Source organism: Stenotrophomonas pictorum JCM 9942, assembly GCF_001431585.1.
Lineage (GTDB): Bacteria > Pseudomonadota > Gammaproteobacteria > Xanthomonadales > Xanthomonadaceae > Stenotrophomonas > Stenotrophomonas pictorum.
Window position 1 is genome coordinate 18816 of the sequence record NZ_LLXS01000006.1, and the last position, 26743, is coordinate 45558.

The window sequence follows — 26743 nt, forward strand, 5'->3', positions numbered from 1 at the left end:
GTCCATGCCCGACATTCCCATTGCCGACGCTCTGTTCTCCGCTCTCCTCAGTCGTGACGCGGATGCACTCGATGCGATCGAGGCAAATCACGCCGCCGAATGCGCATTCATTCGCACTGTCATCTGCACCGATGCTTCGGGTGCCGTTGACTTAGACCTCGGGCTCAGCGTGTCCTCCAGCGACTACGTGACCTCGTTTTTTGAAGGGCCGCGTGCGTTCTTCATGTCGGCCGGAACCAGCGTCCATGCCCGTCTCACAGGTGGTAGGTCGAACGTGCTGATCGACTTCTCTCTCAGCTTCGACTCGAATTTCGCAGAGAAGCTGCGTGCAGTCATCGCCGGCGAGAACATTCAGCGGGCTGATCGCGATAGGGTCATCGAAATTCTCATGCTGAAGGCTCGAAACCGCCATGTGCAGTTCGATGTGATGCCGTTTCTCATCGAGAACACGCGCATGGCCCGTAACGAGCCCTCAAACGAGCGCCCCCTGAATACGCTGATCGCTTTCCGCATGCTCGACCACCTGAATTGGCATGCCTTTCAGGATGATCCCAGCCGCTTCGCTTTCGATGCTTCATACGAGGACCTGAAAGCCCTGCTCCGGCCCGATGCCGAAGCCTTCCTGGCGGAGTTTCAAGCCAGTGAGCATATCGATCATCACGAAGCAAAGAGCGCTGGAGCGCAGGCGCTGCTACTGCGGTTCGCTCGACTTTGGCATGAGGAACGCAAACGGGACAAGAATCGCATCCTGCGTGAATTGCTCCGTTTCAGCATCCATAAACTAGGGTCGATCCCGCTTACCGAATTGCGGCTGATCTGGAGTAGCATGACCTCTAGCCAGGGATCGCCATTCTTCGGCCCCATCATGGGCAGTTCCCCTGAGATGTTGCAGAAGATTCGCGGCATGGCCTGGGACATGACATTGCTCCGCGTTATGGAGCAAATCGCCACAGCTAGCCAGGCCGGCTCCTTCTTCATCCCCTATTTCGTGTCAATGGATCGCCGCTGGCGCCATCTCCTTAGCTTAAATCCTGTGAGGTTGATGCTGATCGACGACGCGCATCGACGCGTGCTTTTCGCACGGACCGATGAACTAGAGTTCCAGCGCGTGCTGGGAGAGTGCATGCAGACCGCATTTCAGTTGGAGATGGCACCTGAAAGGGTCGAGGCTCGCCGCAGGGCGGCGCAGACCGTTGAATTGAACGCAATGAAGCAGCTCGTCGCCGAAGAAGAGCCATTGGCTCGAACAAGAGCTGCAGTAGCCGTCGAGTGAAATCGAAAGACACCGCAAGAGCGCTTGAGTTCGCTGTTCTACGCCGCAGCAAGTTGTCCCGATAGGCACTGAACTTCACCATGTCTCCATGCAGCGCACTCATGGAGTCCGAGGTGGAACAGCTATCGCAAACATCCAACGCGCTCCCCTTGCCGGGAACGGAAGCCTACGAGGCGCTGCCGCAGTTCCCGAAGCAAAGCCCCCTTCCCTTCCGGCGCACCATTCGCCGCCAAGAACTGCGGCAGATCGTCCCTCTGGCCGAAACGACGATCTACGAAATGGAGCGCCGCGGTGAGTTCCCGCGCCGCTTCAACCTGACACCGCGCTGCGTCGTGTGGGACTTGGCCGAAGTGGAAGCGTGGGTCGAGCAGCGCAAGCAAGCTCCTCGCAGCGGCGTCTCGAAGCCCGATGTCCATCTACGGAAAATCCGCCCTGTTCGGGCGGGTTCGAGAGAGGAATGAAGCGGAGCTACGGCGGTTATCCCACCAAGGCTTCCAGCTCCTTGGACGCCGAGTGTGACACCCGGCGGCCTTCTTTCGCCACATTGACCTGCAAGGCCACCCGCGCCACCTCCTGAACGTCCCTGGTCAGCGAATAGCTGCCCTTGGCCTGCAACCAGGCCAGCACGTCCGCCAGGTGCCAGATCGACGCACTGCCTTCATGCACCGGCGCCGGGAAGCTGCCCGGATGGGCCAGCATCAGCTTGCGCATGTTCTGCCGCGACACGCCGACGATCTCGGCCACATCGGTCAACCCGACGAGATCCGGCGCCACCTCGATCAACCTGGCCGACGGTACGGCGCTGCGCACGTCGGCCAACGCGCTGCGCACGGCCGCGTCCGCGCTGTCCGCCTCTCGGGTGAACTCCAACGCCAGCCGCCCCGGCTGGCCGATACCGACCAGGGCATCGTCGCAGCCGGCCTCGCCCAGACGCTCGACCAGGCCATCCGGGTCGCTGTCGTCTTCGGTGAGCTGGTACTTCAGGGTGAAGGTGTATTCCATCGTGCTACTCCTCGGCACCGCCTTCAGCCTCGCGCTGCTTGCGATGCGTGGTGCAGTTGTCCACGACACGCCGCAGAGCGCGTGCGTGGTTGCCAGGGTTCTTCGGCGTGCTCCATACGCTGGTGATGCAGAACTCGCCGCAGCGACACTCCTCATCGTTGTATGGGCAATAAATCCGCCCCCAGGCGTGGCTGCCACCGACTTCGACGCGCCAACCCTGCCCTTCGGCGTGCCTGAGAGCTTCCTCGACCTCCTTCTTCGGATGAGAGGGACGGGCCATCAGTGATCTCCAGTATCGGGGTGACCGGCCTAGGTTGTCAAGTGACAACCTAGGCCGCCATTTCAGACCGTCGCGCTCAACACCGGCACGACCACATGCTCCGGCATCAGCCTCGGCACGTAGGTCTGCCCGTCGATCCAGGCATCAACCATGTTGGCCCACTCCTGCAGCATGTGACGCCGCTGCTCGGCGTACTCGGCCTTGTTGTAGACCGAGCGCGAGGAGCGCCCGCTTTCCTCATGCGCTAGGCACTTCTCGATCCAGTCGCGGTTGAAGCCCACCTCGTTCAGCAGCGTCGAGCCGGTGCGACGCAGATCGTGCACGGTGAACGGTTCCAGCGGCAGGCCGGCGGCCTTGGCCCGCTCTGCCACGATCTGCGTGACCCGGTTCAAGGTCGCATGGGACATGCAGCGGTCGGAGTCGTAGCGCGACGGCAGCACGAATTTCGAGCCGGCTGCGCAGGTATGCAGCGCCACGAAGATGTCGAGCGCCTGGCGCGACAGATAGACCACGTGCGGATTGCGCCCTTTCATGCGCTGTTTCGGGATCGTCCAGGTGGCGCTCTCAAAATCGACCTCGTCCCACGTGGCCTCGATCAGCTCGCTTTTGCGCACCAGCGTCAGGACGATCATCCGCAACGCCAGCCGGATGGTCGGATAGGTGGCCACCGACTCCATCTGCCGCGACATCAACCGGATTTCCAGCGGTGACAAGGCACGATCCTTCGGCACGAAGGTCGCGATCGACGCCGCGCCCACGTCGTCGGCCGGGTTGTCCACCTTCTCGCCGTGCAGGATGGCGAAGGCGTAGACCTGCTTCACGATGTCGCGGATGTGGACCGCGGTGGCAGGCGCGCCGCGCGCCTTCACCTTGTTGCAGAGGGCGCGCAGGTCATCGGCCGCGATTTCGTTGAGCTGCCGGTTCTGGAACGCCGGCAGGATGTCCCGATCGATGATGCTCTTGCGCATCGCCTTCGTGCTGTCGGCCATCCGGGCGCCCGCCAGCCACTTTTCGGTCATGTCGCCAAAGGTCTTGGCGGCGGTCAGTCGGCGCTTCTCGCGCTGCTTCTCCAGCGCGGGGGATTTACCCTGGGCGACGGCCTTCTTGGCGTCGATCAGCTTTTCGCGGGCCAGGGCCAGCGAGATGCCTGCCGGCCCGTAGCGGCCGATGGTCAGCGTCTCACGGCGACCGTTGAGACGGTAATCGTAGCGGAAGGTGACGGTACCGACGGGCGATACCGTCACGTACATGCCATCGCGGTCAAAAGCCTTATAAGTCTTGGGCTTAGGCTTGAGGTTGCGCAGTGCGGTGTCGGTAAGCATCGAGGTTTTTCCTCCTGTTCGTGACGGCTTTTACCGTCAGGGGCCAGGAGACCTGCTGATGCTCGGAAAGCCGCATGAAACAAGCTTTCCCGAGGAGACTTTTACCGTCAAAGACCGGTTTAGTCTGGATAGTAAACGGGAGGGTCTTAATCCAGCCCCCGGTTCGTACCGTCAGTTCTACCGCCAACCTGTTTTGCTGGCCGGCGATAGTCACCGATAGCTGTCGTGACGCATTTCCTTCTAAATCAACACGTTATGACAGAATTTCGATAGCTGGCGATAGTCTCCGAAGGACCTGATTTCACTCCCACTCGATCGTCGCCGGCGGCTTGCCGGAGATGTCGTAGACCACGCGCGAGACGCCACGCAGCTCGTTGATGATGCGGTTGGACACGCGGCCGAGAAAATCGTATGGCAGGTGCGCCCAATGCGCGGTCATGAAGTCGATGGTCTCCACCGCACGCAGTGCGATCACCCACTCGTAGGCGCGCGCATCGCCGACCACGCCCACCGACTTGACCGGCAGGAACACGGCGAAGGCCTGGCTGGTCTTGTCGTACAGATCGGCGGCACGCAGTTCTTCGATGAAGATCGCATCGGCCTTGCCCAGCAGTTCGGCGTACTCGCGCTTCACTTCACCGAGGATGCGCACGCCCAAGCCCGGGCCCGGGAACGGATGGCGATAGACCATTGCACGCGGCAGGCCGAGCTCGACGCCGAGGCGACGCACTTCATCCTTGAACAGCTCGCGCAGCGGCTCGACCAGCTTGAGCTTCATGTCTTCCGGCAAGCCTCCCACGTTGTGGTGGCTCTTGATGACGTGTGCCTTGCCGGTCTTGCTGCCGGCCGACTCGATCACGTCCGGATAGATCGTGCCCTGCGCCAGCCACTTGGCATTGCTGAGCTTGTTCGATTCTTCGTCGAAGATCTCGACGAACAGGTTGCCGATGATCTTGCGCTTGGCTTCCGGATCGCTGACACCTTCCAGTGCCTTGAAATATCGGTCGGCCGCGTTCACGCGCACGACCTTGACGCCCATGTTCTCGGCCATCATCTGCATGACCTGGTCGCCTTCCTGGAAGCGCAGCAGGCCGGTATCAACGAACACGCAGGTCAGCTGGGTACCGATGGCCTTGTGCAGCAGTGCGGCAACCACCGAGGAATCGACGCCGCCGGACAGGCCCAGGATCACCTCATCGCAGCCAACCTGCTCGCGCACGCGGGCGATCTGGTCGTCGATGATGTTGGCCGCGGTCCACAGTGTGGCGCAGCCGCAGATCTCGGTGACGAAGCGCTTGAGCAGCGCCGAGCCCTGCTTGGTGTGGGTCACTTCCGGGTGGAACTGCACGCCGTACCAGCGCTTTTCCTCATTGGCCATCGCGGCCACCGGGATTCGGTCGGTCACGGCGGTGACGGCGAAGCCTGGCGGCACGTGGGTGACGTGGTCGCCATGGCTCATCCACACATCCAGGCGCGGCTCGCCGCCGTGGTCGGACAGGCCGCCCAGCAGTGCGTCATTGCCCAGCAGCTTCACCTCGGCATGGCCGAACTCGCGCTGGTCGGCGGCTTCGGTGCCACCGCCCAACTGCTTGGCCATGGTCTGCAGGCCGTAGCAGATGCCCAGCAGCGGCAGGCCGCTGTCGAACACTTCCTGCGGCGCAGCCGGCGCGCCGGGCAGCGTGGTGGTTTCCGGGCCGCCAGACAGGATGATGCCCTTGGCACCAAAGGCAGCGATCTCGGCCGGATCGTGGTCCCATGCCCAGATTTCGCAATACACGCCGAACTCGCGGATACGGCGGGCGATCAGCTGCGTGTACTGGGCGCCGAAATCGAGGATGAGGATCTTGTCGTTATGGATGTTGGTCATGTCGCCAATGCAGGTGCAATTCGGAAAACGGATGGCGGATACGAAAAGAGGGACACGCGAACGTCTCCCTCTTTGCGTCGGACTGGATCAGCCCATGCGGTAATTCGGTGGCTCCTTGGTGATCTGCACGTCGTGGACGTGGCTCTCACGCTGGCCGGCACCGCTGATCTTCACAAACTTCGGCTTAGTGCGCATTTCTTCGATGGTGCCGCAACCCACGTAGCCCATCGTAGCGCGCAGACCGCCCATCAGCTGATGGACGATGCCACCGACCGGACCGCGGTAGGGCACGCGACCTTCGATGCCTTCGGGCACCAGCTTGTCGGCATCGGCCGAATCCTGGAAGTAACGGTCCTTGCTGCCTTTTTCCATCGCCGCCAGTGAGCCCATGCCGCGGTAGCTCTTGTAGCTGCGGCCCTGGAACAGCTCGGTCTCGCCCGGCGATTCCTCGGTACCGGCGAACAGGCCGCCGATCATCACCGTCGAGGCACCGGCGGCCAGCGCCTTGCCGATGTCGCCCGAATAGCGGATGCCGCCATCGGCGATCAGCGGAATGCGGTCCTGCAGCGCTTCGGCCACCAGGTCGATCGCGGTGATCTGTGGCACACCCACGCCCGCCACCACACGCGTGGTGCAGATCGAGCCCGGACCGATACCGACCTTGACGCCATCGGCGCCGCAGTCCAGCAGCGCCAGCGCCGCATCACCGGTGCAGATGTTGCCGCCGATAACCTGCACGCCCGGGAAGTTCTTCTTCACCCAGCGCACGCGGTCCAGCACGCCCTGCGAGTGGCCGTGCGCGGTATCCACCACCAGCACGTCGACACCGGCGGCGACCAGCGCCTCGACACGGCGATCGGTGTCACCGCCCACACCGACCGCGGCACCGACCAGCAGACGGGTCGAGGTGTCCTTGGCGGCGTTGGGGTTGTCGGTCTTCTTCTGGATGTCCTTGACCGTGATCAGGCCGCGCAGTTCAAACGCGTCATTGACCACGAGCACCTTTTCGATACGGTTCTTGTGCAGCAGCTGCAGCACTTCATCCGACGCGGCGCCTTCCTTGACCGTGATCAGGCGATCCTTCTTGGTCATGATGTGGCGGACCGGATCGTCCAGCTCGGTCTCGAAGCGCATGTCACGGTGGGTGACGATGCCGGCCAGCTGGCCGCCGCCATCCACCACCGGCACGCCGGAGATGTTGTGGGCCTGGGTCAAGGCCAGCACGTCGCGGATCGAAGTTTCCGGGCCGACGGTGATCGGGTCGCGGATCACGCCGGACTCGAACTTCTTGACCTTGGCCACTTCGGCCGCCTGCTGCTCGAGGCTCAGGTTCTTGTGGATGATGCCAATGCCGCCGATCTGGGCCATCGCAATGGCAAGACGGGCTTCAGTGACGGTATCCATCGCCGCCGAGACAACCGGAAGCTTCAACCGCAGATCGCGCGTCAGGCGCGTGCCGAGATCGACGTCCTTGGGCAGGACGATGGAATGGGCGGGGACGAGCGAAACGTCGTCGTATGTGAGTGCTTCAGCCTGGATGCGCAGCATCGGCGTACCCGATATGTGGGGAAGCGCGACATTTTACCCTTGTTTGCGCGCCGATGTCAGGGGGACGCAGGGGGCAACGCTGCAAATCAGCGTTGCACGGCCCCGCCTCCTCGACCTCGGTTCAGCCGTTGGCCTCGGCCGCCTCGATCGTGTTCTGCATCAACGTGGCCACGGTCATCGGACCGACGCCGCCGGGCACCGGGGTGATCCAGCTGGCCCGCTGCGCGGCCGCCTCGAAACCGACATCCCCCACCAGACGGCCATCGTCCAGGCGATTGATACCCACATCGATCACCACCGCCCCCGGCTTGACCCACTCGCCGGGAATCAGCTGCGGGATCCCCACCGCGACCACGAGGATGTCGGCATTGCGCACCGCCTGCTCCAACACCTCGCGCGGCGTGAACTTGTGGCAGCTGGTCACGGTGCAGCCGGCGATCAGCAGCTCCAGCCCCATCGGCCGGCCGACATGGTTGCTGACCCCGACAATGGTGGCGTTGCGGCCACGCACCGGCTGGTCGGTATGGCCCAGCAGGGTGGTGATGCCCCGCGGCGTGCACGGCCGCAGGCCGAACTGGCGCAGGGCCAGATGCCCGACGTTCTCGGGGTGGAAACCGTCCACATCCTTGCGCGGATCGATGCGCTGGATCAGCCGGCTTGCATCGGGGATGCCGGGCAGCGGCAGCTGGATCAGGATGCCGTGGATCTTCGGGTCGGCATTGAGCTGGTCGATCAGCGCCAGCAGCTGCGCCTCCGTGGTGCACTCGGGCATGTCGTAATCGAAGGCCTCGATGCCGACCTTCTCCGCCGCACGGCGCTTGTTGCGCACGTACACGGTCGAGGCCGGATCGCCCCCCACCAGCACCACCGCAAGCCCGGGGCGCGAACGCCCGGCCGCCAGGCGCGCATCCACCCGCAGTTTCAGATCATCAAGCAGCTCCTCGGCGATACGGCGGCCGTCGAGGATGCGGGAAGTCGCCACGGAGGCGTCAGCGGAAGCGGTCATGGGCGTGGGGGCAGCAGCAGGGACCGGGTATTGTCCCTGATTCCGCCATGTCCGACACCTGCCACCTGCCCTGAACGCAGGATCAGCCGCGCCGGGAACAGAACGCCGCGTAGTCGATATAACCGGGAAACTCCATGCCCGGTGCACATACCGGGCACGCCGGATCGGCATGCACGCGGGTTTCGCGGAAGCGCATCTGCAACGCATCAAAGCGCAGCAGCCGTCCGGTCAGCGGCTCACCGATACCCAACAGCAGCTTCAACACTTCCGCAGCCTGCATCACCCCGGCCAGACCGGGGAGTACGCCAAGCACCCCCGCCTCGGCGCAATTGGGTGCGAACTCCGCCGGCGGCGGCGCCGGGAACAGGCAGCGATAGCACGGCGCACGCCCGCGCTGCCGGCCGGCATCGAACACACTCACCTGCCCGTCGAAGCGCTCGATCGCGGCATAGACCAGCGGCGTGGCGTGCTTGATGCAGGCGTCATTGAGCAGGTAGCGCAGCGGGAAATTGTCCGAGCCATCCAGCACCACGTCCACCTCCCGCATCAGCGTATCGATGTTGCGGGAGGTGACCCGCTGCGGGATCGCCTCCACCTCGATATGCGGATTCAGCGCCAGCAAACGCTCGCGCGCCGAGACGACCTTGGGCTGGCCAACGCCGGCATCGGTATGGATGATCTGCCGGTGCAGATTGCTGCGCTCGACAACGTCGTGATCGGCGATCCGCAAATGACCCACGCCAGCAGCCGCCAGATAGAACGCTGCCGGCGCGCCGAGCCCGCCCGCCCCCACCACCAGCACGCGCGCATCGCGCAGACGGCGCTGCCCTGCCTCCCCCACCTGCGGCAGGAGCAGGTGGCGCGAATAGCGGTCATAGAAATCGCGTTCACCAGCATCCAGCAGCGGCTGCACCAGCGGCAGGCCTGCCTCCCGCCACGCCACCGTGCCGCCGGCAACCGATGCCAGCCGGGTGTATCCGGCCGCCTGCAACGCGGCCGCCGCATCGGCCGAGCGTCGGCCGCTCTGGCAGATCAGCAGGATCTCCCTGTCCCGTGAAGGCAGATGCAGGGACGGCGCGGCCAGCAGTTCGTCTTTGGCAATCCCCAGCGCGCCTTCGGCCATACCGCCGGCGCGCTCGTGCGCCTGACGCAGGTCGATCAGCAAGGCACCGGCAGTCTGGCGCGTACGCGCCTGTTCAGGGGAAATCTCGCAAATGCTCATGGCGTGATTATCCGCCATGCCCGCCATTGACGCAGGAACCGGCAGTGCACCCTCGGACTCCACCATCGCCAATCCGGGCAGCGCCAGCAAAGACCAGTAAAAAAGGGCGCCCCATGGACGCCCTTTTTCCTACTTTCCCCTCACATGCTTCATCAGGCGCCGCTTGGCCTTGACCTGGCGTTCGGTGAGGACGTTCTTCTTGCCTTCGTAAGGGTTGGTGCCCTCGCGGAAGATGAACTGCACCGGCGTGCCCACCAGCTTGAAGCGCTTGCGGAAAAAGTTCTCCAGATACCGCTTGTACGACTCCGGCAGATCCTTCAGGCGCGTGCCATGGACGATGAAGGTAGGCGGATTACTGCCGCCCGGGTGCACATAGCGCAGCTTGGACACGTGGCCACGAATGGCCGGCGGCGGGTTGGTTTCGTACGCGATCTCCAGCGCCCGATTCACCTCGCTGGTACTGAATTCCATCGTCGCAGACGCATGGGCCTGATGGATCGCACGGAACAGCTCCCGCAACCCCGAACCATGCTGGGCGGAGATACGCACCACTTCAGCCCAAGGCACGAAGCTCAATTTGCGCGACAGCAGGGCTTCCGCCTGCTCGCGCTGGTATTCGGTCAAACCATCCCACTTGTTGATCGCAACAACCAGCGCACGACCGGCATCCAGCACCGCACCCAGCACACTGGCATCCTGATCGGTAACGCCCTCGGTGGCGTCCAGCATCAGAACGGCAACCTGGCACTGTTCGATCGCCTGCAGTGTTTTGACGACGCTGAATTTCTCAACGACTTCATCCACCCGGCCTTTGCGGCGCAGGCCTGCGGTATCGATCAGGCGGTACTCGCGGCCGTCACGCTCCATATCCACCGCGATCGAATCGCGGGTGGTGCCGGGAACTTCGGAGGCGATCATGCGCTCCTCGCCCAACAAGCGGTTGACCAGCGTGGACTTGCCCACGTTCGGGCGCCCGACAAAAGCGATACGCATGCGACCCGGATCATCGTCCAAGGTCTCGGTCGTCCCCTCTTCCGGCAAGCGCTCGACCACCTCGTCCAGCAGGTCATCCAGGCCCTGACGATGGGCCGCCGAAACGGTCAGCATTTCGCTGAAACCGTAACGGGAGAATTCCGAGCGGACGGTATCTTCGTTGGTACCGTCGATCTTGTTGATCAACAGCAAGGTCGGCCGCGACAGCTTGCGCAGCCACGAGAGAATTTCATCGTCCAGCGCCGAGGTACCCTCGCGGGCATCGACGACAAACAGGATCAGATCGGCTTCGCCTGCGGCAGCACGTGCCTGCCGGGCGGTCGCGCCGGCAAGACCTTCCTCATCACCTGCGATACCGCCGGTATCGACGATCAGGAACGGTTTGTCCTCATTGAGACGACAGACACCGTAATTACGGTCACGCGTAACACCGGGCTGGTCATGGACCAGCGCGTCCCGGGTGCGGGTGAAAGCATTGAAAAGGGTGGACTTGCCGACATTCGGCCGTCCGACCAGGGCGACCAAGGGCAGCATCGCTTTTACTCCTTATTGGGCCAACCGGAATGCGGTCAGCTTTCCATCCACGTTCTGCACCAGCAGAATTCCGTCAGCCACCAAAGGCTGTGCCCGGAGCGCATCGCCCCCGGCCTTCTCGCGGGCAGCCAGTTCGCCGTTGTCCAGGCGCAACCAATGCAGATAACCCTTGTAATCACCCACCACCGCGTAGTCGCCGTGGATGGCCGGACCGGTCACCGAGCGGCGCCCCAGCGCCTGCTGCGACCACATCGCTGAACCGGACATCTTGTCCAGCCCGTAAACCACGCCCTTGCCATCGGTGACCACGACATTGCCCGAGGACACCGCAACACCGCCTGCGCCACCGTGATCGCGGGACCACAGCGGACGCCCGGTCGGGCCCTCGATGGCCAGCGTCTGGTTCTTGAAGCTGCTCACATACAGCGTATTGCCTTCCAGCACCGGGGCCCCATCGACATCAGACATGCGCTCCAGCTCGGTACGCCCTTCCGGCGCGCCTACCATCTGCTCCCACAGTGGACGGCCGTCCTGCATCGCCAACGCCGCCACGGTGCCGTCATCGTTGCCGATGAACAGCACGCCCGGACCGGCAACCACCGGCGCATTGCCGCGCACGGTCAAGGCAGGCAACTCCTGCGAGTTGAACCAGCGCTGCTCGCCAGTGCCGGCGTCGAACGCGGTGGTACGCCCATCATTGCTGCGCACGAATACCAGACCCTGCGCAACCGCAGGTGCCGTGATCACCTCACCCGGGACTTTGGCCGTCCACTTCTCGGCACCAGTGCTGGCGTCGAGTGCGATCACCTTGCCGTCCAGCGTGCCGATGACCACCACACCTTCGCCAGCGCCTGGACCGCCGGAAAGACGGAGCTTGGGCTTCTTCTTTTCCTTGGCCGGGACGTATTCCCAGATTTCCTTGCCGCTCTGCAAATCCAGCGCATGCACACCGCCCTCTACGGCCGCCGCGTAGACACGGCCATCGGCGACGACGGGCGCCTGGCGCAGGCCAATCCGGCCCTCGCCCTTGCCAACATTCACCGACCAGATCTTGCTGACACTGGCCGTCGGCTCGAACTTGGCCAGCTCCATCGGCTCAAGCGCTTTCTTGGCCTCGGCATCCTTCCCGGCAAACCAGCCCTTGACCGTGGAGCAACCGGCCAGCGCCATCGCCATCAGCGCCACACCTGCAACTTGCTTGAGCTTCATCAGTTCTTCTCCGCCGCAGGGTCGGTCACAGTGCCACCAGCATCAGTCAGCTTGGTTTCCAGCAGACGGCGCTGCGGAGCAGCGACATCCAGCTTGGCCAGCGCCTGGCTGTACAGATCCCGCGCGTCATCACGCTTGCCCTGCGCCATCAGTGCGTCAGCGCGAATCTCCAGAGCCGCGCTGTCATCTGCCGGGCCCAGTAGCGCCAGCGCATCTTCCGGCTTACCGGTTTCGATCAGCAGCCGGGCAATACGCTGGTCGATCAACGCCTTGAACTCGCCTTCGGCGTTCAGCCCACGCAGTGTCCTGATCGCATCCTCAGGCTTGCCGGCCTCGACCTGCGCCTTGGACAGCTCCAACGCGGCCAGATCGGCATAGATCCCGGCCTTGCCACCTTCCAGTGCCGCGACTTCCTTCACAGCCTCGTCGAGATTCTTGGACTGCAGACTGCGCAGAACAGACTCATAGCGGGTATTGGCCTCGGCCAGCTTGCCCACCTGGTCCTTCTGCCACCACTGCCAACCGTAGATGGCGGCAATACCCAGCACCACTCCGGCAAAAATTCCAAACCCATTTTTGCGAAGCCAGGTGCGGACACGTTCACTTTGTTCGTGCTCGTCGAGCAGGTCGTCAATCGCCATGCGTACTCTCGCCCCACTTTTCCGGGGAGCATTGTTGTTTTAATTGGATGCCACGTTTCAGTACGAAACCGGCGCCACGGAGCCGTCAGAGGATACCGTAAAGCGGGCCACATTGCCGCGCTTGTAGGGCGTCAGATCGACGCTGCCCGACGCCTGTCGAACCGCGACCTCGGCCGCATTGCCGAGCTTCATGCGCCCGACCTGCCCGATATCGAAGCTGCGTATCTGCCCGGCGGGAATCAACCCCTTTTCCACGACGGAACCGTCGGGCGCAAGAATCTCCACCCAGCTGTCCCCCTTGAAATCCAGCGTCAGCGTCGCGGCAGGGGCCGGGACCGCATTTCGCGCAACAGGGGCCATCGAGGCGATATAGGGAGCGCGCTTGGGTGCGCTGCCAGCCACCGGAGCAGGTACCCCCTGCCCCCCGGCAACCGTCTGAGGCGACGCCGCGGACGCCGCCTCGGGCATCACATCCAACGAAGCGGTACTGGGCGGGGTGTCGACCAGTTTGCCCTGGAAGGCAAACCACACCGGAACCGCGAGCACCGCGGTGATCACTCCATAGACCGCCCGACGCCCCAGACTCTCCGCCATACGCTTGAGCCGCGGCGTGTGCATGTGGCTGACCAGTGCCGGCGGCTCGATCGGCGCCATCATCGCCCGCTGCAGGGCCTCGCCGATATCCACCTTCAACAGCCTGGCGTAGCTGCGCAGCTGACCACGCACGAACACGGGCGCACCGAGGCGACCCCACTGTTCACATTCGAGCGCTGCGACCACCTGAGCCGGCATACGCAGCTGACCAGCAACCTGTTGTATCGACAGCCCTGCCGCCTCGCGGGCCCGGCGAAGCTGCTCACCACACCCCACCACACCTTCAAAAGCGTTCACACCTGGATCATTGATCACAATGCACTAGCCTTGGGGATTCGAGGCCGCTGTCGAGGGAAACTCCTCGCGCAGCCGCTGTTGGTATCGACCGGCGGCACTCCTGTCGCCCAGCCGCTCTTCAATCTGAATGGCAATTTGTAACACGGAAACCGTGGCCGGCGCAGCCGCAAGACGCCGCTGATAGAAGGCGCGCGCCTCGAAATAGCGCCCCCGGGCGTACTCGCTGCGTGCCATCGACTCCAGCGCATACGCGTTGTCAGGCGCCAAGGCCAGCGCCTGGCGGAGATCGCGCTCGGCACGTTCGCGCTGCCCTGCATCCAGCGCACAGCCCCCGGCATTGGCCAGTGCATCAGCCCGTGCGGCGTACGCCGGATCCGCCAGCGCCCTGTCGAACCAGACCAGCGCTTCTGCCGGATGACCATTGCCGCACAGCCAGGCGCCGTAGTTGTTGGCCACATCGCCCTGCTTAGGCGCCAGCTCGGCGGCCTTGCGATACAGCTCTCCGGCGGCCGCCGGATTGGCCCTGTAGCCTTCGATCACCGCCTGTACGGTGTAAGCATCCGGAACCGAGGGCTCCAGCTTTTGCGCGGAGCGGGCGTATTTGAGTGCGTCGTCGAGCTGGTTGCGTCCCAGCCGGTCACCGGACAGACGCAGCAACTCTTGGTATTGAATGCGCCGACGCGCCTGCTTGTCATCGCGCAGATCGTACTGCGGCGCGACCTGCTCGATGCGCCGAACCGTTCCCGCCCTGGAGTCGCGACCATGCCCGCAGCCGGTAACCAGCACTGTGGCGACCAGCAGCATCAGCAGGCGATCAAGCAACGACATCTCCGTTTTCCTGCGCCGCAAGCAGACGGTTGAACTCGGCCTGGCGACGCGTGCGGTCCATCACCTGCCCCTTGAGCTGGCCACAGGCCGCGTCGATATCATCGCCACGGGTACGGCGCACCATCGTCAACACCTGCGAATCAAGCAGGATCTTCTGGAAAGCGCGGATCTGCTCTTCGTCAGAGCGCTCGTAGCGCGTTCCCGGGAACGGATTGAAAGGAATCAGATTGACCTTGCCCGAATCCTTGGCCTGCACCGCGTTGTCGAACTGGCGCATCAGCCGCGCCAGCTGGCGGGCGTGCTCGGGCTGGTCGTTGATGCCCTTCATCAGGGTGTATTCAAAGGTCACCGAATCGCGCTTCTTGTTGCCGCGCAGGTAACGCGCGCAGGAAGCCATCAGCTCGGCAATCGGGTACTTCTTGTTGAGCGGCACCAGTGTCTCGCGCAGCTCATCGTTGGGTGCGTGCAGGGAAACGGCCAGCGACACATCACTCTCGACCGAGAGGCGGTCGATCTGCGGTACCAGACCGGACGTGGACAGGGTCACGCGCTTGTTGGCCAAGCCATAGCCCAGGTCATCGCGCATGATGCTCATCGCACGCACGACGTTGTCGAAATTCATCAACGGCTCGCCCATGCCCATCATCACCACATTGGTGAGACGACGCATCTGGTGCGGCACATTGCCCAGGTGACGGGCGGCAACCCACACCTGGCCAATGATCTCGGCGGTGCTCAGGTTGCGGTTGAAACCCTGGGTGGCGGTGGAGCAGAACGTACAGTTCAAACCGCAACCGACCTGCGAGGACACGCACAGCGTGCCGCGGGTCTTGTCGGGGATGTACACGGTTTCGATGGCGTTCTTGCCATCCACGCCCATCGCCAGCAACCACTTGTGGGTGCCGTCGACCGAGGGCTTGTCGAACACGATATTCGGGACGACGACCTCGGCATGCTGCTGCAGCTTGGCGCGCAGCGCCTTGCCGAGGTCGGTCATCTGGTCGAAATCGGTGACGTAGCGGTGGTGGATCCACTTCATCACCTGATGGGCACGGAACTTCTGCTCGCCGAGGGTTTCGACGAAGAACGTTTCCAGGCCCGCGCGATCAAGGTCGAGCAGGTTCTGCTTGCCAGCGCTGCCTGCCGTTTTCGGCAACGGCTGGATGGCGGGTGTCTGTACGACCTCGTTCACGACTTCAACCTCTGCTTAGCGCGAAACCACTTCGGTGGCAGCGAAGAAATAGGCCACTTCGATGGCTGCGTTCTCGACCGAATCCGAACCGTGGGCGGCATTGGCGTCGATAGAGTCGGCGAAATCGGCGCGGATGGTGCCCGGCGCAGCGTCCTTCGGGTTGGTGGCGCCCAGCAGGTCACGGTGGGCCAGCACGGCGTTCTCGCCTTCCAGGGCCTGGATCATCACCGGGCCGGAGATCATGAACTCGACCAGGGCGTTGAAGAACGGACGCTCGCGGTGCACGGCGTAGAAGCCTTCGGCTTCACGGCGCGAGAGCTGCTTGTACTTGGCAGCCACGATCTTCAGGCCGGCCTTTTCGAAGCGGGCGTAGATTTCACCGATCACGTTCTTGGCGACGGCGTCGGGCTTGATGATGGAAAGAGTGCGCTCGAGCGCCATGGGAATTCTCCGGTATATGGGCCGGTCGGCCCGAGGGTACATGAAAAAAACCCGCGTGCGGACGCGGGCTTAGCCTGAATTGCGGTGGGTAATTCTACCGGTTGACCCTGGCGTTTGCACAGCGGCGGATGAATGATGCTGCATGGCAGCATGACCGGAGCCCTGGCACAGGCGTAGGATTTAAACAATCGTTTGATTGATTGAGCCGCCATGGGCAAACCCGCCAGCTTTTCCACCAAGGACCGGATTCTCGGCGCAGCCGAGGAACTGTTCGCCCAGTACGGCTTCGCCGGCACGTCGTTGCGCCAGGTGACCAGTCATGCCGATGTCAACATCGCCGCGGTCAACTACCACTTCGGGTCCAAGGACAACCTGGTCAATGAAGTGTTCCGCCGCCGCATGGACGAGATGTCCGCTGCCCGCCTGAGCCAGCTGGAACAGGCGCGCACCGCCCATCCCGGCGAGTTGCGCCCGTTGCTGGCCGCTTTCGTCGAGCCTGCGCTGGCGATGGCCCAGGACCGCCAGAGCGGCGGCGCCTTCGTCCGCGTCATCGCCCGCGCCTATGCCGAGAAGAACGACAACCTGCGCAAGTTCCTGTCCGACCACTACGGCCACGTGCTGCGCGAGTTCGGCAAGGCCATCGGCGCCTGCGTGCCGGGCCTGAGCAAAGAGGAACTTTATTGGCGCCTGGATTTCCTGGCCGGTTCGCTGACCTACGCCATGGCCGATTTCGGCCTGATCAAGCGCCCACACAACATCAGCGAGGCCGCCCATCGCAGCAAGGCCGCGCAGGAACTGATCCATTTCGCCGAAGCCGGCTTCCGCGCCAGTGCGCGCGCGCCGGATTCAACCTCCCTCACCTGATCCACCCGTCCTCGCAGACCAAAGGTTTATCGATATGTCCAATTCCCTGATTGTCCGCCGCGCCGCCGTCCTTGGCGCAGGCGTCATGGGTGCGCAGATCGCCGCCCACCTGACCAATGCCGGCGTCGACACCGTGCTGTTCGACCTGGCCGCCAAGGAAGGTCCTGCCGACGGCATCGTGCTCAAGGCCATTGCCAACCTCGGCAAACTGAGCCCGGCGCCGCTGGCCAGCAAGGCGCTGGCTGAAGCCATCACCCCGGCCAACTACGACTCCGGCCTGGAGCAGCTGCGCGACTGCGACCTGATCATCGAAGCCATCGCTGAACGCATGGATTGGAAGCAGGACCTGTACAAGAAGATCGCGCCGTTCGTGAACGAACACGCGGTACTGGCGTCCAACACCTCGGGCCTGGGCATCAACAAGCTGGCCGACGTGCTGCCGGAAGAACTGCGCCACCGCTTCAGCGGCGTGCATTTCTTCAACCCGCCGCGCTACATGCATCTGGCCGAGCTGATCCCGGCCAAGACCACCGACAAGGCGGTGCTGGAAGGCCTGGAAACGTTCCTGACCACCAACCTGGGCAAGGGCGTGGTCTACGCCAAGGACACCCCGAACTTCATCGGCAACCGCATCGGCGTGTTCTCGATCCTGTCCACCATCCACCACACCCAGCAGTTCGGCCTGGGCTTTGACGAAGTGGACGGCCTGACCGGTCCGCTGGTCGGCCGCCCGAAGTCGGCGACCTACCGCACCTCCGACGTGGTCGGCCTGGACACCATGGCCCACGTCATCAAGACCATGGGCGACACCCTGCCTGACGACCCCTGGCACAAGTACTTCCACGCGCCGGCATGGCTGGACGCGCTGATCGGCAAGGGTGCACTGGGCCAGAAGACCGGCGCCGGCATCTTCCGCAAGGTCGGCAAGGACATCATGGTCATCGACCTTGAAAAGCAGGACTACCGTCCCGCCGACCGCGCGGCTGCACCGGAAGTGGTCGAGATCCTGAAGATCAAGAACCCGGCCGAGAAGTTCGCCAAGCTGCGCGAAAGCCAGCACCCGCACGCACAGTTCCTGTGGGCGACGTTCCGCGACCTGTTCCACTACAGCGCTTACCACCTGGCCGATATCGCCGAAACCGCGCGCGACGTCGACCTGGCCATCCGCTGGGGCTACGGCTGGTCGCTGGGCCCGTTCGAGACCTGGCAGGCAGCTGGCTGGAAGCAGGTGGCACAGTGGATCGCCGACGACATCGCCGCCGGCAAGAGCATGAGCAGTGCGCCGCTGCCGGCCTGGGTGCTGGACGGCCGTGACGGCGTGCACGCTGCCGAAGGCAGCTACAGCCCGTCGCAGAATGCCCTGGTGCCGCGCTCCTCGCTGCCGGTCTACCAGCGCCAACGCTTCCCGGACGCACTGCTGGGCGAGAAGTTCGCGCCGGGCGAAACGGTGTTCGAGAACGACGGCATCCGCCTGTGGACCGACGGTGACGGCATCGGCGTCATCAGCTTCAAGACCAAAATGAACACCGTCTCCGACCAGGTGCTGGACGGCATCCAGCACGCAATCGGTCTGGCTGAAAAGCAGTTCAAGGGCGTGGTGATCTGGCAGAACAAGGAGCCTTTCTCGGCGGGCGCCGACCTGGCTGGCGCACTGGGTGCACTGCAGGCCGGCAAGATCGCCGAATTCGAGGCGATCGTGGCCAACTTCCAGCGCACCAGCCAGCGCATCAAGTACGCCACCGTGCCGGTGGTGACCGCGGTACGTGGCCTGGCCTTGGGCGGCGGTTGCGAATTCCAGATGCATGCGGCCAAGTCGGTGGCGGCGCTGGAAAGCTATATCGGCCTGGTCGAAGCCGGCGTCGGCCTGCTGCCGGCCGGTGGCGGCCTGAAGGAAATCGCCGTGCGCGCCTCGCAGGCGGCCGGCCCGGACGGCGACGTGTTCGCCGAGCTGAAGAAGACCTTTGAAACCGTGGCCATGGCCAAGGTCTCCAATTCAGCGGTCAACGCCAAGGAACTGGGCCTGATGCGCGGCACCGACAAGGTGGTGTTCAACAGCTTCGAGCTGCTGCACATCGCCAAGGCTGAAGTCACCGCACTGGCCGAAGGCGGCTACCGACCGCCGCTGCCGGCACGCCGCATCCGCGTGGCCGGTGACGTGGGCATCGCCACCTTCAAGATGATGCTGGTCAACATGCTCGAAGGCCGCTTCATCAGCCCCTACGACTACGAGATCGCCGAGCGCATCGCCACCGTGCTGTGCGGCGGCAAGGTCGATCGCAACAGCGTGGTCGACGAAGAGTGGCTGCTCACCCTGGAGCGCAAGCACTTCGTCGAACTGGCCCAGCAGGAAAAGACCCAGGCCCGTATCGCGCACATGCTGACCACCGGCAAGCCGCTGCGGAACTGAGTGAGCGTGCTTCGGGGCGGCGCTGCAAGCGCTGCCCTCGCCCGCCCTCACGCTCACACCTATTGAAGAGATCACTGCAATGACCAAGCAAATCCAGGACGCCTACATCGTCGCCGCCACCCGCACCCCGGTTGGCAAGGCGCCCAAGGGCATGTTCCGCAACACCCGTCCGGACGACATGCTCGCCCACGTTCTAAAGAGCGTGGTCGCACAGGCTCCGGGCGTGGACGTCAACCGCATCGACGACGCCATCATCGGCTGCGCCATGCCCGAAGCCGAGCAAGGCATGAACGTGGCACGCATCGGCGTGCTTTTGGCTGGCCTGCCCAACACCATCGCCGCGCAGACGGTGAACCGCTTCTGCTCCTCCGGCCTGCAGGCCGTGGCGATGGCTGCCGACCAGATCCGTCTGGGCAACAGCGACCTGATGCTGGCCGGCGGCACCGAATCGATGTCGATGGTGCCGATGATGGGCAACAAGATCGCGATGGCGCCAAGCGTGTTCGACAACGACCACGTTGCCATCGCCTACGGCATGGGCATCACCGCCGAGAAAGTCGCCGAGGAATGGAAGATCTCGCGCGAAGAACAGGACGCGTTCGCCCTGGCCTCGCACCAGAAGGCTATCGCCGCAATCCGGAACGGCGAATTCAAGGACGAAATCAGCCCCTACGACATCGTCTCGCACCTGCCGGATCTGGCAGATGGCAAGCGCATCATCACCCGCAACAAGATCGCCGACACGGACGAAGGCCCGCGCCTGGACTCGTCCGCAGAAGGACTGGCCAAGCTGCGCCCGGTGTTCCGCAATGGCCAGTTCGGCGGTTCGGTCACCGCGGGCAATTCATCGCAGATGAGCGATGGCGCCGGTGCGGTGCTGCTGGCATCGGAGCAGGCGATCAAGGACTACGGCCTGACCCCGCTGGCCCGCTTCGTCAGCTTCTCGGTCGCCGGCGTGCGCCCGGAAGTGATGGGCATCGGCCCGATCGCGGCGATTCCGAAGGCATTGAAGCAGGCCGGTTTGAGCCAGGACCAGCTGGACTGGATCGAGCTCAACGAAGCCTTTGCCGCGCAGTCGCTGGCGGTGATCCGCGATTGTGGCCTGGATCCGTCCAAGGTCAATCCACTGGGTGGCGCCATCGCCTTGGGTCACCCGCTGGGCGCCACTGGTGCGATCCGTACGGCCACCCTGCTGCATGGCCTGCGCCGTCGCCAGCAGAAGTACGGCATGGTGACCATGTGCATCGGTACCGGCATGGGCGCTGCAGGCATTTTCGAATCGCTGTAAGCGGTTCGCCATGCTGTTGATGGACGAAGGCGGCCGCAGGGCCGCCTTCTCTTTTCAGCGACCATGGAAAAAGGCCTAGCTCATTCGCAATCAAGCAAGCCGAATGTGTTGCCCCGAGCATTGCCCGGCAGACAGCTGGCCGATAATGTCCCGGCACAGCGCGACCACGCCCTACGGGACACCGGCATCACATCAAAAAAAGGCAGCCTTCCGGCTGCCTTTCGAACCTGCCCAGCTGACAGACAACATTGGCTTCCAGATCTGTCGCTGACGCTTACTCGGCCAGCATCTTCTGCATCATCGCACGCGCCGGTCCGGCCAGCTTGTCGTTCTCCAGTGCGAAGCGAACCGTCGCCTCGACCAGCCCGAGATGCGTACCGCAGTCAAAACGCTTGCCTTCAAAACGATATGCATCCACCTGCTCGGTCTTGAGCAGTTGTGCGATCGCATCGGTCAGCTGGATCTCGCCGCCAGCACCTGTGCCGGTAGCTTCGAGCAACTCAAAGATCTTCGGGCTGAGCACATAACGCCCCACCACCGCCAGATCACTGGGTGCATCTTCAGGCTTGGGCTTTTCGACGATCTGGGTGATGTGGCCATGACGACCATCGAACTTGTCGGTCGCCACGATGCCATAACTGCCGGTCCTGTCGTGCGGGACATCTTCGACCGCGATGACACTGGCGCCACTGGCGGCATTGAAGTCGGCCATCTGCTTCAGGGCACCGTCACCACGGTTCCAGATAAGGTCATCGGGCAGCAGCACCGCGAATGGCTCGTTGCCGACGATCGGCTTGGCACACAAAACCGCATGCCCCAACCCCAACGCCTCGGTCTGGGTTACGAACACGGCCCGCACGCCTTTGGGCAGTACATGGCGTATCTGCTCCAGCTGCTCCAGCTTACCGGCGCGCTCAAGCTTCTGTTCCAGCTCGTAGGCTTTGTCAAAATAGTCGGCTACCGCATGTTTGTAGCGGTTGGTGATGAAGATCAGCGTGTCACAACCGGCCTCGATAGCCTCATCGACGGCGTACTGGATCAGCGGCCGATCAATGATCGGCAGCATTTCCTTGGGGACCGTCTTGGTCGCCGGCAGAAACCGGGTACCCAAGCCCGCCACAGGAAACACCGCTTTCTTTATCCGCTCATGCATCAGTGAATCCTTCCTGCTTCTTTTGAGGGGAAAGGTACGATCTTCGCACCCGCATTGGCGGAACACGGTTCCTCGACCGCCCTGAACTCGGGAATCGTCGCGAGAAGAATCTCACGCATCGCATCGATGTCGTAATCGGCTATTGCTCGTCGCAAACCGGCGATGTTACCAAGCACCAACTCTGGACAGAACTCACGCACGCCCGCTTCCATGACCTTGGGGTGCGCCGTGGGGCGACACTTCTCATCGGCATAAAAAAGGCTTTCATGCAGCTTCTCACCTGGACGCAGGCCGGTATACACAATGGGAACATCCACTCCCGGTTGTTTGCCTGCCAGTCGGATCATTTGCTCCGCCAGATGCCGGATAAGCACCGGCTCTCCCATATCCAGCATGTAGATGGCACCGCGCGATGACGAAGCTGCCGCCTGCAGGATAAGCAGACAGGCCTCCGGGATTGTCATGAAATAGCGACTGACATCCGGGTGGGTCACGGTGACTGGACCGCCTTTTCTGATCTGCTCACGGAACAGCGGTACCACACTCCCCACGGATCCGAGCACATTGCCAAAGCGGACCGTCAGAAACCTCGTTGCAGCGGAACGTTTGTCCAGACTCTGGCAAATCATCTCCGCATAGCGTTTGGTCGCCCCCAGCGAATTCACAGGATCCACGGCCTTGTCAGTGGAGATGAATACAAAATTCTCCACCTTGGCCTCAACACATGCGGTCGCCACACACTCTGTGGCCAATGTGTTGTTGCGCACAGCCTCACGCAACTGATCTTCAAGCAGTGGAACCTGTTTATAAGCGGCCGCATGAAAGACGGTATCAGGGCGATACCTGCTCAAGGCATGGCGAATCACTGCCGGATCTCCGCAGTCACCCAACAAGCCAAGTACCTGCAGATCGGGAAAATTCCTGCGCAGTTCTGCCTGGATGTTGATCATCAGCAATTCGCTGATTTCAAGAACAACAATCTTGGCGACTCCATGTCGTGCGCATTGACGGCACAATTCCGACCCGATAGATCCGCCGCCCCCCGTCACCAGAACTGTCCGGCCGCGGAGCCAGCCACGGATCAACTCCCAATCCGGCAGGATCGGCTTCCTGCCCAATAGGTCCTCAATCGCAACTTCCTTGAGTTGCCCTGGCAAAGAGTTCCCATCCAGAATATCGGCCAATCGGGGAACAGTGCGGAACGGCAACCCCGTACTTTCGCAGAGGCCCACCACCCGCTGCATGCCGGCGGCGTCGAGTGTCGGAATCGCGATGACAAGAAGCTTGGCGTCCGTCTCTCTGGCAACCGAAGCAACATCATCCAGCCGGCCGAGGATAGGGGTGCCATGCAGCTTGGCGCCCTGCAGATGGGTCGAATCATCCAACAACCCAACCGGTTCATAGTCGCCGGACCGGCGAAGATCCTTGATCAAGGACTCTGCAGCATGACCAGCACCCAACACGAGAACCCGCCGCGCCCTGGCATCCGAATTGACTGCCTGGTAGTCCTTCCAAGCGCGGTACAACAGGCGTGGCGTACCTAGCAACGCCGACAACGCAAAGGGATAGACCACCAATACCGAGATGGGAATACCTTCCAGTCGGCGATACGAGAACACCACGAGAATGGCGAGCAATCCGATGAAACTCGCTTTGAAGATATTGATCAGGTCAGCAACACTGGCAAAACGCCATAGACCCCGATAGAGGCCAACCTTCCAGAAAGCCAGCGCCTGCAGCGCTATGACCACCAATACGTCAAGCGAGAACCAGGGCTGGGGAGGCGCTTCATTCAACAAGGCATAGCGCCCCAGGAACAGCAGCTGCCAACACAGCCAGACCATGACCAGGTCATGCGTCATCACCGCATATCGCAAGCCACCACCAACGAAGCGCTCTCGCAAAGACCTCATACCCGCCATCATCCTTATGAAATTGATCTTGCGCGAAAGGAAATCCAGATCACCGTCGCTGCGGCAATGCAGATTGAGCCCCCTGCCCAACCCCAAACTAGGGGTAGCCTTGAAAATACAACGGCGATTGTAAGCCCGATCAGACTGAAAGCTACGTAACCGAGCGTGACCGCAAAGTGACTAAAATCACGCTTCACCAATCGCTGGTAGAGGTGCTGCGTATGTGCCTCCATCCAAGGCTCTCCGTTCAAGATCCGCAACAGAAGCGTGAATCCGGCATCGATGAAGAACGCCACTGGAAGCAGCAGCCATAGCACTGGAGCAACCTCCGTTACGCAGAGCCCCAAGGCCAGCACCCCGGCAACCAGGTACCCAAGCGCGCCACTGCCCACGTCACCCATGAACACGCGGGCCCGCGGGAAGTTGAACGGAAGAAAGCCGGCACAGCCCACTACAAATGCCCACGCCGCAAATGAATACGGTTGCGGCAACAGCAGTACTGCGCCCAGCCCGACGATGATCGCCTGGGTTGCAGCCAGGCCATTGATGCCATCCATAAAATTCCAGATGTTGATCAATGAAACTGCCAGACCTGCGCAAAACAGCGCCTTGAGCAGGCTGCCGCTTTCCGCCCACACCATTGCGCCCAGCAAAAGGGCAGCCACCAAGTGCACACACAGACGAGGAAGCGCTGGCAAAGCGCGATGGTCATCCCACCAGCCGATACCCGCCACCAGCAGCAAACCGAGAGCGAACACTGTTACTGGAATGGCGAAAACAGGAAGCAGCGCAACTGCGAGCATGCATGCCAGCAGCTGCGACACCACGATACCAATACCGCCGCCACGAGGCGTGGTCACCTGATGGCTGCGACGCTCGCCCGGCTGATCCAACAACTGACGCCACAGCGCGTAGCGGATCGCCCCCCAAGTCACAATAGTTGCAGCGCTGAAAACCAGCATCAACAGAAGGACATAGTGCAACGACACGACTCAGAGGACCGCGAAATTCAGCAGCGGTTTGACCGAACCCCACTCTTTGCAACTGGGGCACTGCCAATGATGGGTACGTGCGCCGAATCCACAACGCGTACAGCGATAGGACGGATTACGAACCAGCAATTGGTCGGTGATGTGTTTGAGGTCCTGTAGCGTCGCGATCGGGTCCGCACCTTCGGCAAGGGTCAAATCGATCAGCGCCGACTCGCCGCGCACCGAGGGGCGATCCTTCAACTGACGGCCCAGATAGGCCCGCGCCGGCGCAACCCCTTCCTGCTCTTCCATCAAGTGCGTCAACGCCAGCACGGGTGCGATGCCCCGGTAGTGCTCGGTCATTTCAGCCAGAAATGCCCGGGCACCGGCGATATCGCCGACATTACGGTAATTCTTCAGCAACTGCGGAAGGATCTCGGGCAAGTAATCCGGATCATTGCGCGCCGCCCGCTCGAACGCCCGGACTGCCAACTCATCGTTGCCGAAGTCGCTCTCCAACCGCCCTTCGATGATGCCGGCACGGACACTCATCGCATCGGCCACGTTGGCCCGTTTGATCGCCGCCCGAGCCTCGTCCAGCCGCCCGGCCGCGCGATGCCGCTCGGCCAACTCGCATTCGAACTGGCCGATCAGCTTGCCCATCGGCTCGTCCGTGACCTCTTCGTAACGGGTGGCATTCTGGATCGCCTTCTCCCAGTCGCGCTCGGCCTGATAGATGCTGATCAGATGTTTCAGGGCCTGTGGCGCCCGCTGATCCAGCTGCGCAAGTTCGGTAAACACGGTTTCGGCGCGATCCAGCAGGCCGGACTTCATGTAGTCCTCGCCCAAGGCGAGCAGTGCCTGCACGCGCTGGGCATCAGTCAGATCACTGCGATTGACCAGCCCCTGATGCAGGCGGATCGCGCGATCCACCTCTCCGCGCCGGCGGAACAGGTGACCCAGCGCCACTTGGGTCTCGAATGTTTCCTTGTCCAGCTCGGCGATATGCAAAAACAGCTCGATCGCCTTGTCCGGCTGCTCGTTGAGCAGATAGTTCAAGCCACGGAAATAGGTGCTGGAAAGACGGCTGACCTGACTCTCACTATGACGCTGCCCCCCACGCCGACCGATCACCCAACCGCTGACCGCCGCGATCGGCAGAAACAGGAAAAACCAGAACCACTCACTGATAAAGGCCATCGGTGATCAGCGTCCATCAAATGGAGAAGGTGGCTGCGCCGAGCCGGAAAGCTCGACAACAGCAGAAGACAGGGCCTTGTTGGCGCGACGCAATCTGGCGTATAGCGGGACAACGAGCCCCAGCAGCACCATGCCGCCGCCAACCAGCGCCCCCAGCAGCAGCGAAGCGATGGTCGCAAGGCCAGAGGTCGTCTGTAATACCCAGAAAGCAAGACTGATGTCGATTGGCTGGGAGTTGAGCGAGCCGATCACCAGCCCACCAACCAGTACCGCCAGCAACAACAACAAACGGACGATTTTCACTCGGCTACCGCCCCTAAAATTTGTGCCCGTAGCTTACCGCCCGAAGCATGAATTCGCAGTACCCGGCGAAAGCGTTCAGGCCGGATCGCTTTCCAGCGGCACGACAGGGCTGACGCGTTCGCGCAACTCCTTGCCTGGCTTGAAGTGCGGCACATGCTTACCTGGCAAGGCCACCGACTCACCCGTCTTCGGGTTGCGCCCCAGGCGGGGCGAGCGGTAATGCAGGGAAAAACTGCCAAACCCACGGATCTCGATCCGCTCACCGGAGGCCAGCGCCCCGCTCATCATTTCCAGCAACGACTTCACCGCCAGATCGACATCGTCTGCCTTCAGATGCGCCTGATGGCGCGCCAGGATTTCGATCAGTTCGGATTTGGTCATTGCGTACTCGTCAA

At 62.7% G+C, this 26743-nt stretch carries 25 protein-coding genes; 5 read left to right on the top strand and 20 right to left on the bottom strand.

Features of this window, described 5'->3' with window-relative positions; all coding sequences use genetic code 11:
• Nucleotides 1-4: 4 nt before the first annotated feature.
• Together ARC78_RS02255 and ARC78_RS02260 are read left to right on the top strand one after the other, a co-directional pair.
• The gene (locus ARC78_RS02255) at nt 5-1273 is read left to right on the top strand and encodes a hypothetical protein (protein WP_016448859.1); all 1269 of its coding nucleotides are present in this window, start codon (nt 5-7) and stop codon (nt 1271-1273) included.
• Nucleotides 1274-1386: 113 nt separating this feature from the next.
• A complete protein-coding gene (locus ARC78_RS02260) occupies nt 1387-1734 on the top strand; it encodes a helix-turn-helix transcriptional regulator (RefSeq protein ID WP_241772631.1) in 348 nt (115 codons plus the stop codon).
• Nucleotides 1735-1750: 16 nt separating this feature from the next.
• Here the strand turns inward: ARC78_RS02260 and ARC78_RS02265 are convergent, their stop codons facing one another.
• From ARC78_RS02265 to ndk, 14 genes are all read right to left on the bottom strand, one after another.
• The gene (locus tag ARC78_RS02265) at nt 1751-2275 is read right to left on the bottom strand and encodes a helix-turn-helix transcriptional regulator (protein ID WP_016448861.1); all 525 of its coding nucleotides are present in this window, start codon (nt 2273-2275) and stop codon (nt 1751-1753) included.
• 4 nt (nt 2276-2279) lie between these two features.
• Entirely contained in the window at nt 2280-2555 is a 276-nt protein-coding gene (locus tag ARC78_RS02270) for a hypothetical protein (RefSeq protein ID WP_016448862.1), read from the bottom strand.
• Nucleotides 2556-2617: 62 nt separating this feature from the next.
• Complete coding sequence (locus tag ARC78_RS02275; RefSeq protein ID WP_016448863.1) at nt 2618-3877, bottom strand: tyrosine-type recombinase/integrase; 1260 nt, start codon at nt 3875-3877, stop codon at nt 2618-2620.
• A 301-nt stretch (nt 3878-4178) separates the two neighbouring features.
• Nucleotides 4179-5744: a glutamine-hydrolyzing GMP synthase gene (gene guaA, locus ARC78_RS02280; RefSeq protein ID WP_054659059.1), complete on the bottom strand. Its 1566-nt coding sequence runs from the start codon at nt 5742-5744 to the stop codon at nt 4179-4181.
• A gap of 87 nt (nt 5745-5831) precedes the next feature.
• A complete protein-coding gene (gene guaB, locus ARC78_RS02285) occupies nt 5832-7292 on the bottom strand; it encodes an IMP dehydrogenase (RefSeq protein WP_057505646.1) in 1461 nt (486 codons plus the stop codon).
• A gap of 121 nt (nt 7293-7413) precedes the next feature.
• Entirely contained in the window at nt 7414-8298 is an 885-nt protein-coding gene (folD, locus tag ARC78_RS02290; protein WP_054659057.1) for a bifunctional methylenetetrahydrofolate dehydrogenase/methenyltetrahydrofolate cyclohydrolase FolD, read from the bottom strand.
• An 82-nt stretch (nt 8299-8380) separates the two neighbouring features.
• A complete protein-coding gene (gene moeB, locus ARC78_RS02295) occupies nt 8381-9520 on the bottom strand; it encodes a molybdopterin-synthase adenylyltransferase MoeB (protein ID WP_057505647.1) in 1140 nt (379 codons plus the stop codon).
• 129 nt (nt 9521-9649) lie between these two features.
• Complete coding sequence (gene der, locus ARC78_RS02300) at nt 9650-11047, bottom strand: ribosome biogenesis GTPase Der (protein WP_057505648.1); 1398 nt, start codon at nt 11045-11047, stop codon at nt 9650-9652.
• Nucleotides 11048-11059: 12 nt separating this feature from the next.
• Nucleotides 11060-12256 (bottom strand): outer membrane protein assembly factor BamB, encoded by a 1197-nt coding sequence (gene bamB / locus ARC78_RS02305; RefSeq protein ID WP_057505649.1) that lies wholly within the window; start codon nt 12254-12256, stop codon nt 11060-11062.
• Complete coding sequence (locus ARC78_RS02310) at nt 12256-12897, bottom strand: YfgM family protein (RefSeq protein WP_054656866.1); 642 nt, start codon at nt 12895-12897, stop codon at nt 12256-12258. The genes bamB and ARC78_RS02310 overlap by 1 nt, the downstream gene beginning before the upstream one ends.
• A gap of 57 nt (nt 12898-12954) precedes the next feature.
• Nucleotides 12955-13806, bottom strand: coding sequence for a helix-turn-helix domain-containing protein (locus tag ARC78_RS02315; protein ID WP_054656864.1), 852 nt, complete (start codon nt 13804-13806; stop codon nt 12955-12957).
• Between the two features lie 6 nt (nt 13807-13812).
• Nucleotides 13813-14592, bottom strand: coding sequence for a type IV pilus biogenesis/stability protein PilW (pilW, locus tag ARC78_RS02320; RefSeq protein ID WP_054656874.1), 780 nt, complete (start codon nt 14590-14592; stop codon nt 13813-13815).
• Nucleotides 14593-14602: 10 nt separating this feature from the next.
• Complete coding sequence (rlmN, locus tag ARC78_RS02325) at nt 14603-15808, bottom strand: dual-specificity RNA methyltransferase RlmN (protein ID WP_054656862.1); 1206 nt, start codon at nt 15806-15808, stop codon at nt 14603-14605.
• A 15-nt stretch (nt 15809-15823) separates the two neighbouring features.
• On the bottom strand, nt 15824-16249 hold the full coding sequence (gene ndk / locus ARC78_RS02330; RefSeq protein WP_054656861.1) for a nucleoside-diphosphate kinase: 426 nt from the start codon (nt 16247-16249) through the stop codon (nt 15824-15826).
• A 210-nt stretch (nt 16250-16459) separates the two neighbouring features.
• On the opposite strand from ndk, the gene ARC78_RS02335 reads away from it, so the two are divergent.
• The 3 genes from ARC78_RS02335 to ARC78_RS02345 all read left to right on the top strand — a co-directional run bounded on the left by ARC78_RS02335 (nt 16460) and on the right by ARC78_RS02345 (nt 20808).
• Nucleotides 16460-17113 (top strand): TetR/AcrR family transcriptional regulator, encoded by a 654-nt coding sequence (locus ARC78_RS02335; protein ID WP_054656859.1) that lies wholly within the window; start codon nt 16460-16462, stop codon nt 17111-17113.
• Between the two features lie 34 nt (nt 17114-17147).
• On the top strand, nt 17148-19520 hold the full coding sequence (locus tag ARC78_RS02340) for a 3-hydroxyacyl-CoA dehydrogenase/enoyl-CoA hydratase family protein (RefSeq protein WP_054656857.1): 2373 nt from the start codon (nt 17148-17150) through the stop codon (nt 19518-19520).
• Between the two features lie 79 nt (nt 19521-19599).
• Nucleotides 19600-20808 carry an acetyl-CoA C-acyltransferase gene (locus ARC78_RS02345; protein WP_054656855.1) on the top strand — a complete coding sequence of 403 codons (1209 nt, stop codon included), beginning with the start codon at nt 19600-19602 and terminating at the stop codon, nt 20806-20808.
• A 274-nt stretch (nt 20809-21082) separates the two neighbouring features.
• Here the strand turns inward: ARC78_RS02345 and galU are convergent, their stop codons facing one another.
• The 6 genes from galU to ARC78_RS02375 form a co-directional block, all read right to left on the bottom strand.
• Nucleotides 21083-21961, bottom strand: coding sequence for a UTP--glucose-1-phosphate uridylyltransferase GalU (gene galU / locus ARC78_RS02350; protein WP_054656853.1), 879 nt, complete (start codon nt 21959-21961; stop codon nt 21083-21085).
• Nucleotides 21961-23874, bottom strand: coding sequence for a polysaccharide biosynthesis protein (locus tag ARC78_RS02355; protein ID WP_057505663.1), 1914 nt, complete (start codon nt 23872-23874; stop codon nt 21961-21963). The genes galU and ARC78_RS02355 overlap by 1 nt, the downstream gene beginning before the upstream one ends.
• 14 nt (nt 23875-23888) lie before the next feature.
• A complete protein-coding gene (locus tag ARC78_RS02360; protein WP_054656872.1) occupies nt 23889-24836 on the bottom strand; it encodes an MraY family glycosyltransferase in 948 nt (315 codons plus the stop codon).
• A 30-nt stretch (nt 24837-24866) separates the two neighbouring features.
• Nucleotides 24867-26045 (bottom strand): lipopolysaccharide assembly protein LapB, encoded by a 1179-nt coding sequence (gene lapB, locus ARC78_RS02365; protein ID WP_057505650.1) that lies wholly within the window; start codon nt 26043-26045, stop codon nt 24867-24869.
• Between the two features lie 6 nt (nt 26046-26051).
• Entirely contained in the window at nt 26052-26348 is a 297-nt protein-coding gene (locus tag ARC78_RS02370) for a lipopolysaccharide assembly protein LapA domain-containing protein (protein ID WP_054656850.1), read from the bottom strand.
• A 75-nt stretch (nt 26349-26423) separates the two neighbouring features.
• Nucleotides 26424-26729, bottom strand: coding sequence for an integration host factor subunit beta (locus tag ARC78_RS02375; protein ID WP_054656848.1), 306 nt, complete (start codon nt 26727-26729; stop codon nt 26424-26426).
• Nucleotides 26730-26743 lie beyond the last annotated feature (14 nt).

Coding starts and splice junctions, on each gene's coding strand:
- ARC78_RS02255 (WP_016448859.1), top strand. CDS start 5: ATGCCCGACATTCCCATTGCCGACGCTCTGTTCTCCGCTCTCCTCAGT.
- ARC78_RS02265 (WP_016448861.1), bottom strand. CDS start 2,275: ATGGAATACACCTTCACCCTGAAGTACCAGCTCACCGAAGACGACAGC.
- ARC78_RS02270 (WP_016448862.1), bottom strand. CDS start 2,555: ATGGCCCGTCCCTCTCATCCGAAGAAGGAGGTCGAGGAAGCTCTCAGG.
- ARC78_RS02275 (WP_016448863.1), bottom strand. CDS start 3,877: ATGCTTACCGACACCGCACTGCGCAACCTCAAGCCTAAGCCCAAGACT.
- guaA (WP_054659059.1), bottom strand. CDS start 5,744: ATGACCAACATCCATAACGACAAGATCCTCATCCTCGATTTCGGCGCC.
- guaB (WP_057505646.1), bottom strand. CDS start 7,292: ATGCTGCGCATCCAGGCTGAAGCACTCACATACGACGACGTTTCGCTC.
- folD (WP_054659057.1), bottom strand. CDS start 8,298: ATGACCGCTTCCGCTGACGCCTCCGTGGCGACTTCCCGCATCCTCGAC.
- moeB (WP_057505647.1), bottom strand. CDS start 9,520: ATGAGCATTTGCGAGATTTCCCCTGAACAGGCGCGTACGCGCCAGACT.
- der (WP_057505648.1), bottom strand. CDS start 11,047: ATGCTGCCCTTGGTCGCCCTGGTCGGACGGCCGAATGTCGGCAAGTCC.
- bamB (WP_057505649.1), bottom strand. CDS start 12,256: ATGAAGCTCAAGCAAGTTGCAGGTGTGGCGCTGATGGCGATGGCGCTG.
- ARC78_RS02310 (WP_054656866.1), bottom strand. CDS start 12,897: ATGGCGATTGACGACCTGCTCGACGAGCACGAACAAAGTGAACGTGTC.
- pilW (WP_054656874.1), bottom strand. CDS start 14,592: ATGCTGCTGGTCGCCACAGTGCTGGTTACCGGCTGCGGGCATGGTCGC.
- ndk (WP_054656861.1), bottom strand. CDS start 16,249: ATGGCGCTCGAGCGCACTCTTTCCATCATCAAGCCCGACGCCGTCGCC.
- ARC78_RS02335 (WP_054656859.1), top strand. CDS start 16,460: ATGGGCAAACCCGCCAGCTTTTCCACCAAGGACCGGATTCTCGGCGCA.
- ARC78_RS02340 (WP_054656857.1), top strand. CDS start 17,148: ATGTCCAATTCCCTGATTGTCCGCCGCGCCGCCGTCCTTGGCGCAGGC.
- ARC78_RS02345 (WP_054656855.1), top strand. CDS start 19,600: ATGACCAAGCAAATCCAGGACGCCTACATCGTCGCCGCCACCCGCACC.
- galU (WP_054656853.1), bottom strand. CDS start 21,961: ATGCATGAGCGGATAAAGAAAGCGGTGTTTCCTGTGGCGGGCTTGGGT.
- ARC78_RS02355 (WP_057505663.1), bottom strand. CDS start 23,874: ATGAGGTCTTTGCGAGAGCGCTTCGTTGGTGGTGGCTTGCGATATGCG.
- ARC78_RS02360 (WP_054656872.1), bottom strand. CDS start 24,836: ATGCTGGTTTTCAGCGCTGCAACTATTGTGACTTGGGGGGCGATCCGC.
- lapB (WP_057505650.1), bottom strand. CDS start 26,045: ATGGCCTTTATCAGTGAGTGGTTCTGGTTTTTCCTGTTTCTGCCGATC.
- ARC78_RS02375 (WP_054656848.1), bottom strand. CDS start 26,729: ATGACCAAATCCGAACTGATCGAAATCCTGGCGCGCCATCAGGCGCAT.